The sequence below is a fragment of the Streptosporangium sp. NPDC003464 genome, assembly GCF_053588315.1.
Genome location: NZ_JBSFPS010000366.1, coordinates 1 through 7,852, shown reverse-complemented (window position 1 = coordinate 7,852; position 7,852 = coordinate 1). Strand labels below are relative to the sequence as shown.

The following is a 7,852-nucleotide window of genomic DNA, read 5'->3' as shown; positions in this document are numbered from 1 at the left end:
TCGCCCAGCGTGACAACCTCCGGGTGGGCAGGCACGACGGCGTGGTCGCGGTGGTGGAGAAGCTCAAGGGCCATCCGCTGTTCGCGCACGTCACGCTGACCCGCTCGGAGCGCTCGCCGATCGCCGCCCTCGTGACCGAGATGCTGGAGGACATCACGATGTAGGCCGCCGCCCGCGGGTCCTCCCACGGCGGGCCGGCCATCCGGCCGGCCGTCCGCGGAGGATCCGCGGGCCCCGGCCCGTCCCGGCGGGAGCAGCTTCCCCCGCGGCCGGCGCCGCGGGAGCGGCCCCCTCCGGCCCGTCACGGGTACGGCGGGCCGCGTCTCACGGTCGGCACGGGGCGCAGCCGCCCCCGGCCCGTCACGGCGGGAGCCGTACCCCCTTGGCGGCCAGGTCCCGATACTCGAAGCAGGTGTGCTCGCCCAGCGACGCCGGGGTGCCCGGGAACAGCCGGGTGACCTCGACGCTCCAGATGCTCTCCTGCTTGTTCTGCCTGATGGTGCAGGTGATCTGGGCGAGCCCGGCTCTGGAGATCTCGCCCTCTCCCGTGATGATCACGTTCAGCCGGTAGCCCAGCTTGCCCCCGGGGTCGTTGCGCTGGGGCGTGTCGGAGTATCGGGTGGTCTCGGTGTCGTAGTGACTGAACTCGTTGAGCGCGCTGCTCAGCCCCTTCTTCGGCGGCTGCTTCCCGGCCCGGAACAGGGTGTTGACGATGTCCTTGGCGGAGTCGGAGCCCACAGGGATGCTGGCGGGCTCCAGCCGCCCGTCGCGCAGCAGGTAGACCGTCACCCACGTGGGGCTGTAACTGATCACCGGAGGGCGGCCCTGGTCGCGCACCTCGGTGGGGGCTATCCCGCAGCCGCCCAGCGTCAGGGCGGCGGCGAGCAGGCACGCCGGCCACCGCGGGCGGAAGGGGCGCGGGCGGAAGGAGACCGGAGCGTGGAGCCTCATGTCGAAGGCAGCCAGACCGTGAAGAGCGTGCCCGGATCCTGCGGGCGCACCGAGATGGTGCCGCCGTGCAGGCGGGCGTTGGCCCGCGCGATGGACAGGCCGAGGCCGCTCCCGTCGCCCCGGGCGCCCGCCTTGTAGAAGCGGTCGAACACGTGGGGCAGGTCCGTGGGCGGGATGCCCCTGCCGTGGTCGCGTACCTTGACCTCCAGGCCGTTCGGGGTGCTGCGGGCGGTCACCACGACGGGAGGCTCGCCATGGCGCAGGGCGTTGCCCACCAGGTTCGCCATGATCACGTCGAAGCGCCGGGGATCGAGGGAGAAGGCCAGTCCCTGCGGCACGTTCACCTCCACCCGTTCCGACCAGCCCCGCGTCTCCAGGCAGTCGTAGATCACGTCGGCGATGTTCGTGGTGTCCAGGTTCAGGGTCGCCGTGCCCGAGTCGAACCGGCTTGTCTCGATGAGCTGCTCCACCAGGGTCCGCAGCCGCCCGATCTCCCGCAGCACGAGCCGTACGGCCGCCGCCGGCTCGCGGGGCAGCCGTTCGGCCTCCTCGGAGAGCATGTCGGTCACCGCGGTCATCGCGGTCAGCGGGGTCCTGAGCTCGTGCGAGACGTCGGCGACGAACCGCCGTGACATCGCCTCCAGCGAGCGCAGCTCGGTCACGCTCCGCTCCAGGGCGGCCGCGGTGTCGTTGAACGTCGCGGTCAGCTCCGCCAGCTCGTCCTGACCGCGTACGGGCAGGCGGGTGTCCAGGTGGCCGGCGCCGAGCGCGCGGGCCGCCGAGCCGAGCCGCCGGACCGGCAGCAGCACCCGCCGGGCCGACACCAGGGCGACGGCGAGCGCGATGATCAGCATGATGGCCCCGGCGGCGGCCAGCGGCTGCCGCAGGTCGTCGAGGAGCTGCTCCTCCTCGGCCAGGGGGACGAACACGAAGACGCTCATCCCGGTGGGCTTGGCGATGCGCAGGGGCTCTATCCGCCACACGGGGGTGCCGATGAGCAGCCACATCTTCCCGTCGATCGTCTGCCGCTTGGTCACCAGCCGCCGGGCGGCCCCGGCGTCGAGGTCGGCGGGGACGTCGTTCATGCTGAAGTCGCCGTCGGGGTAGAGGTAGCTCTGGTAGCGGACCACCACCCCGCCGTTGCGCAGGCGCAGGCTCTTCTGCAACGTGCTGATCTGCGCGTCGGTCGGCGGGCTGTCTCCCGCCCAGAGCGCGCCGATGGGCACCCTGATCCCTTCCAGGGTGTCGCGCACGTCGCGCACGGCCACCTGCTCGGCGAGGTCGATCGTCCGGCCCTTGACGAGCTCGTAGCCGATCCCCGCGACCAGCGCGGAGGCCGTCACCGCGATCAGGGTGAAGGCGATGACCAGGCGGCCGCGCAGCCCGGTGTAGGCCCGCTTCACGGCGGGCTGAACCGGTAACCGAACCCACGGACGGTGTGGATGAACTGGGGTTCGGCGGGCACTGACTCGATCTTGGCGCGGACCCGCTGGACGCAGGCGTCCACCAGCCGGGAGTCGGCGACGTGGGTGTGGTCCCAGACGGCCCGCAGCAGGTATCTGCGGTTGAGCACCTGGCCGGGGTGGCGGACCAGTTCGAGCAGGAGCCGCAGCTCGGTGGGGGTCAGATGGACCTCCCGGCCGGCCAGCGACACCTTGAGCGCTCCCCGGTCGATGACCAGGTCACCGAAGGTGATGCGGTCGGAGGCGACCGACTCCACCCGGCGCAGGACGGCGCGGATCCGGGCGTCCAGCACGCGCGGCTCGACCGGCTTGACCACGTAGTCGTCGGCCCCCGCCTCCAGCCCCACGACCACGTCCAGGTCGTCGCCCCGGGCGGTGAGCAGTATCACCGGCAGCTGGTCCAGCCTGCGGATGCGGCGGCACACCTCGACCCCGTCGATCCCGGGGAGCATGACGTCCAGGACGACGATCTCGGGGCGCCGCGTCCGGATGTGGTCGAGCGCCTCCTCGCCGCTGGCGTAGGAGGTCACGGAGTGGCCCTGACGGGTCAGGGCCAGTTCGAGCCCGGTCCGGACCGAGGGATCGTCTTCAACAAGGAGGATGCCGGCCACCGGGTAATTATTCTTCCAATATGGGAGGACACCTGCACCGTCACGGAACTGTGACATGAGGTGGACAGTAACCAAATATGGCGTTGAAAGCCTAATGGAGGGCGTTTCCTCCGGTGCGGGGGTACGTAGGAGGCCCCTGCCCGGTAAATGTGATGAAAATCACATTTACCGGGCCAAATCCCAGGAAAGTCCATGTAACCAGCAAGTAGGCGGCAAAAAAACCGGCGGCCGTCCAGGGGAACACCAACCAACTCTCCCGTTCGGGTTGCGGACCACCCCCCTGTCCACGGCAAGCTCATAGGTCGTGAGTTCAGGACCGCCGCACGTGAAGGAGCACTCAGCTCCCCGCCCCCGCCGCACGGCCGGAAAACCGGCCAAGGCCAAGAAGCAGGGGTGGCTGACCCCCAAGCGCGCCGTCATCCTCGGCACGGCGGCCGTGATCCTCGTCGGCGGCGGCGGCTTCACCGTCTACACCGCCGTCCAGAACGCCTCCGCCCCGGCGGAGGAGCCGCTCAGCCTGGGCGATCTGTCGAAGATGCTCAGCGGCGACCCGTTCGCGCCCGATCCCCAGAGCGACGTGCTCAAGGCCCAGGCGGCCCAGGCCCTCAAGGCCGACAAGCTGAAGGCCCAGCGCGACCACCGCAAGCCGCTGGACCAGATCGTGATCCCCAAGGAGGCCCCCGGCGGCGGCGGCTTCGACCCGCAGCAGCTCCCGCCCGGCACCGCCAACCCGACCGGCAACAAGGCGCTGGGCAAGCAGATGCTGGAGGCGCGCGGCTGGGCCGACCAGTGGGGCTGCCTGGAGAAGCTCTGGATGAAGGAGAGCGGCTGGAACGAGCGGGCGATGAACCGCTACAGCGGCGCCTACGGCATCCCGCAGTCGCTGCCCGGCCACAAGATGGCCAGCGCCGGAGGTGACTGGCAGACCAACGCGGCCACCCAGATCGAGTGGGGACTCGGTTATATCAAGGGTCGTTATGGCACGCCTTGTGGTGCCTGGGGCCATTCCCAGGCCAAGGGCTGGTACTGAGACACCAGGAGTCGGCAAGTCTGACCGTCTGCCGCCCGCCGGCATCGCACGCTTGGCCGTATGGATGTGAAGGTCAGCGTGGTAGTGCCGGTGCACAACCCCGGTGATACCGCCGACGCGTGTATCCGTTCGCTGCTGGAACAGTCGATGCCCTCGGAGGAGTACGAGGTCATCTTCGCCGACGGCGGGTCCGACGACGGGATCCAGCAGCGCCTCGACTCCGTCGCGGCGGTGCGGCCGAACGTCCGGGTGCTCCATCTGGGCCCGGACGGCTCGCCGGCCCGCGCGCGCAACGTCGGGATGGCGATCGCCAAGGGCGAGTACGTCTACCTGATGGACCAGACGGACCGCCTGGAGCGGGGCGCCCTGCGGCGGATGTACGAGCGCGCGGTGGAGACCGACGCCGACATCCTCGTCGGGCGCCTGGTCAGCGACCAGGGCCCGCCGCCCTCCACGGTCTTCGACGGCAACCGGGAACGCGCCGACATCTTCAGGGACCGGCTGCTGTCACTGCTCACCCCGCACAAGCTCTACCGCAGGACGTTCCTGGACGCCGAGGCGCTGACCTTCGCGGACTCCGGCGGGCGCCTGGCCGAGCAGGCGTTCGCGCTCCGGGCCTACCTGCGGGCCAAGGTCGTCGCCACCCTGGCCGATCAGGTCTGCTGCCACGTCGAGGAGCGGCCCGAGCCGCCGGGCGACCCCTACGTCTGGGGCGCCGAGCTGCGTGAGCTGCTCGACATCATCGACTTCGAGGTCCCCGCCGGGCGCCAGCGCGACCGGATGTACGCGCACTGGTTCCGCACCTCGGTGCTGCGCCTGCTCGGGGGAGGCCGGTTCGTCTCCGCCTCCTCCAGGGAGCGGGCGGCCACCTTCACCAGCCTGCGCGAGCTGACCGTGCAGCGCTTCCCCCCGCGCCTGGACCCCTACCTGCCCGTGCACCTGCGCGCCCGCGCCGCGCTGCTGCGCGCCGGCCGGCTCGACCAGCTGGTCGTGCTGGCCGAGGCCATGCGCGGCACCCGCCTGCAGGCCGACCTCAGGGAGGTCGTCTGGGACGACGGCGCGTTCATCATGGGCCTCAGCGTGGAGATCCTGCGGGGTGACGGGTCCCCGACGCGTTTCCTGCCCCACGGCGAGGACGGCCTGCTCTGGGAGCCGCCCGTGCCCCTCGACGGCTTCCGTCTCGCGCCCGAGCTGGCCGACGTCTCCCAGTCCGCCGCCCGCGCCCGGTTCGAGGTCTACGTCAGGCACGAGGACACCGGGCTCGTCTACTTCCTCCCGGTGACCTGCTCGATGATGCGCTCACGCCACCGCAACGGGGTCAGGCTCCAGGTCGCCGGCACCGCCCGGCTGGACGTCGCCTCCGCCGCCATGGGCCGCCCCCTGCCGCCCGGGCTGTGGGAGATCCACGTGCGCATGTACGGCGGAGCCCACCACGCGCGCACCCGCGTCACCGGCTCCCCGCTGAACTGCACCGGCGTGCTGGCCGACTACTCCAAGCGGCTGGTCATCCCCTGGTGGTCGGACCGGGGCGAGCTGGGCGTCTGCGTGGAGCCCCGCTCGTTCGCCGAGTCGATCGTCCTGGTCTCGGCAGGGACGACGATCACCCGGCAGCGCGAGCACGTCTTCGTCGTCGTGCCCGTGCCGTACGTGCCGCCGAGCGGGGGGCCGCCCGCCGAGCTGGTGCTGCGCCACGAGACGCGCCGGGAGCGCGAGGTCTGCGTGCCGGCCCTGGTCGAGCCGGGTGTGCCCGGCCAGCATCCCGGGCGGCTGGTCGCCAAGATCCCCACCCGGCTGACCCACCGTGACGGCGCCCTCGCACCAGGCGACTGGGTGCCGTTCCTGCGGGTGGACGGCCCGGAGGTAGGGCTCCGCTTCAAGGTCGGGATGAGCCGCGGCGGCCGGGTGGAGATCTACGAGTCCGCCGGGGGGACGCCCGCGCCCCGGAACCCGCTGCTCAAGCGCATCGCGCGGCGGATCCCCGGGGCACGGGGCGCGGTCCGGCTGACCCGGACCGTACAGGAGCGTTACCTGGCGAGCTGACACTCGTTGGCGAGGTCTCCGCCCGCCGGGCGGGGCAGGGTCGCGCTCGGCGGCGGGCTCTGCCGCCGCTCCACCCAGTCCGTCAGGGCCTCGAACGCGCTGCGGAAGCACGGCAGCAGCGGGCGGAGCCTGTCGGGGTAGGCGGCGTAGAGGCTGTCCACGTGGGTGCCGTCGGTGACCCGGTAGTACCGGAACGGCCGGCGGTCGCCGACCATGTCCGCGTAGACGTCGCCGGAGCGGGAGATCGGCAGCAGCGTGTCCAGTGTGCCGTGGACCGTGATCAGCGGCTTGCCGATCCGGCCGGTGAGCCCGATCCTCTCCACCGCCCGGTACGGCCTGCGCGCGTCGTAGTCGTAGTCGGTGTCACAGGCCGGGGTGCCGGTGGCGCAGAAGGGCGTGCCCGCCTCGGTGTCGCCGTCGAAGTCCGGGTCGAGCTCCTCACGGTAGACGCGCTGGGTGAGGTCCCAGTAGTACTGGTAGTGGAACGGCCACAGGAACTCCGAGCCCTTGGCGAACCCGGCGTCGTACATCGCCTGGGTGTCGCCCGCCGGGTAGGCCCGCAGCGCCGGGGGCAGGAAGGTGAGCAGGTTGTCGCCCTCGACCCGCCAGAGCGTGCCCTCCCAGTCGACCCCGCCGTCATACAGCCAGGCCCGGTTCTCCAGCTGCCAGCGGACCAGGTATCCGCCGTTGGAGATGCCCGCGGCGTAGGTCCGCTCGGGGAGCCTGCCGTAGCGCCGCGCGACGGCCGCCTTGGCGGCGACCGCCACCTGCGTGACCCGCCGGTTCCACTCGGCGACCGCGTCGCCCGGCCGGCGGCCGTCCTTGTAGAAGGTGACCCCGACGTTGCCCTTGTCCGTCACCGCGTAGGCGTAGCCCTTGGCCAGCGCCCAGTCGGAGATGGTGAAGTCGTTGGCGTACTGCTCCCGGTTGCCCGGGGTGCCGGCGACGACCAGCCCGCCGTTCCACCTGTCCGGCAGCCGGAGCACGAACTGGGAGTCGTGGTTCCAGCCGTGGGTGGTGTTGGAGGTCGAGGTGTCGGGGAAGTAGCCGTCGACCTGGATGCCGGGGACGCCCTTGGGGTTGACCGCCCCGGCGGGGTGGAGTCCGGCCCAGTCGGCGGGGTCGGTGTGCCCGGAGACCGTCGTGCCCGCCGTGGTGAGGTCGTCCAGGCAGGCCGTCACCTGGTGCTCGGCCCCCGGGACCGTCACCCGGTCCAGGCGCGCGCAGTGCGCGCCCACCGGGTCCCGCTCCGCCGACACCCCGGCGCCCGCGGCCGGCGCGCCCGCCAGCAGGGCGGCGGCGGTGATGACGGCGGTGAGCCCGGCGGCCGGCACGGCGCGCCCGCGTGATCCTGACGGTGTGCGCATCGCTCAGCTCCGCTTCAGGTGGTCGACGAGGGCGGCGCGGAACTCCTCGGGCCGCTCGACGTGCGGGCTGTGCCCGGAGTCGAGGACGACCTCGCGGTGGTCGCCGTAGCGCTGGAGCGCGGCCCGGGTCTGGGCGATCATCGGCTGCGCGGGGGTGCCCGGCGAGCCGGGGACGACGCCGAGGGCGCCGAGGTGGGCCAGGTCGAACAGCGAGGTGTCGGAGACGATCACGTCGGCCGCGCCGCGGATCCACAGGATCGGCGGCTTGGGGTCGATGGTGTGCAGGTCGTCCAGCCGGAAGTGCGTGGGGGCCAGCGCGTTGAGCACCCCGCGGGTGCCGGGGGCGACCCCGGGCCACACCTCGGAGGCGACCGCGTCGCCCGGGTAGTG

Annotated in this window: 7 protein-coding genes and 1 pseudogene; 3 read left to right on the top strand and 5 right to left on the bottom strand. The window is 72.0% G+C overall.

Annotated features, from left to right (window positions below; genetic code table 11):
• A pseudogene (locus ACWDS7_RS44340) lies at nucleotides 1–164 on the top strand (PhoH family protein); the annotation flags it as partial.
• 196 nt (nucleotides 165–360) lie between these two features.
• Here ACWDS7_RS44340 and ACWDS7_RS44335 read toward each other — a convergent pair.
• From ACWDS7_RS44335 to ACWDS7_RS44325, 3 genes are read right to left on the bottom strand one after another with little or no spacing between them, the layout of a single operon-like run.
• Nucleotides 361–951, bottom strand: coding sequence for a hypothetical protein (locus tag ACWDS7_RS44335; RefSeq protein ID WP_451934192.1), 591 nt, complete (start codon nucleotides 949–951; stop codon nucleotides 361–363).
• Nucleotides 948–2,354, bottom strand: a complete 1,407-nt coding sequence (locus ACWDS7_RS44330; RefSeq protein ID WP_306863879.1) for a sensor histidine kinase — start codon at nucleotides 2,352–2,354, stop codon at nucleotides 948–950. Before ACWDS7_RS44330 ends, ACWDS7_RS44335 begins: the two co-directional genes overlap by 4 nt.
• Nucleotides 2,351–3,025: a response regulator transcription factor gene (locus tag ACWDS7_RS44325; RefSeq protein WP_306863882.1), complete on the bottom strand. Its 675-nt coding sequence runs from the start codon at nucleotides 3,023–3,025 to the stop codon at nucleotides 2,351–2,353. Before ACWDS7_RS44325 ends, ACWDS7_RS44330 begins: the two co-directional genes overlap by 4 nt.
• Nucleotides 3,026–3,350: 325 nt before the next feature.
• Here ACWDS7_RS44325 and ACWDS7_RS44320 point away from each other — a divergent pair, with 325 nt between their 5' ends.
• Nucleotides 3,351–4,055, top strand: a complete 705-nt coding sequence (locus ACWDS7_RS44320) for an aggregation-promoting factor C-terminal-like domain-containing protein (protein ID WP_306863884.1) — start codon at nucleotides 3,351–3,353, stop codon at nucleotides 4,053–4,055.
• Between the two features lie 60 nt (nucleotides 4,056–4,115).
• Nucleotides 4,116–6,095 (top strand): glycosyltransferase family 2 protein, encoded by a 1,980-nt coding sequence (locus tag ACWDS7_RS44315; protein ID WP_451934191.1) that lies wholly within the window; start codon nucleotides 4,116–4,118, stop codon nucleotides 6,093–6,095.
• Here ACWDS7_RS44315 and ACWDS7_RS44310 read toward each other — a convergent pair.
• Both ACWDS7_RS44310 and ACWDS7_RS44305 read right to left on the bottom strand, forming a co-directional pair.
• Nucleotides 6,080–7,462, bottom strand: coding sequence for a tannase/feruloyl esterase family alpha/beta hydrolase (locus tag ACWDS7_RS44310; protein WP_451934190.1), 1,383 nt, complete (start codon nucleotides 7,460–7,462; stop codon nucleotides 6,080–6,082). The two genes, ACWDS7_RS44315 and ACWDS7_RS44310, sit on opposite strands and share 16 nt — an antisense overlap.
• Before the next feature lie 3 nt (nucleotides 7,463–7,465).
• On the bottom strand, nucleotides 7,466–7,852 hold a 387-nt coding region (locus tag ACWDS7_RS44305; RefSeq protein ID WP_451934189.1), incomplete at its 5' end, for an alpha/beta fold hydrolase.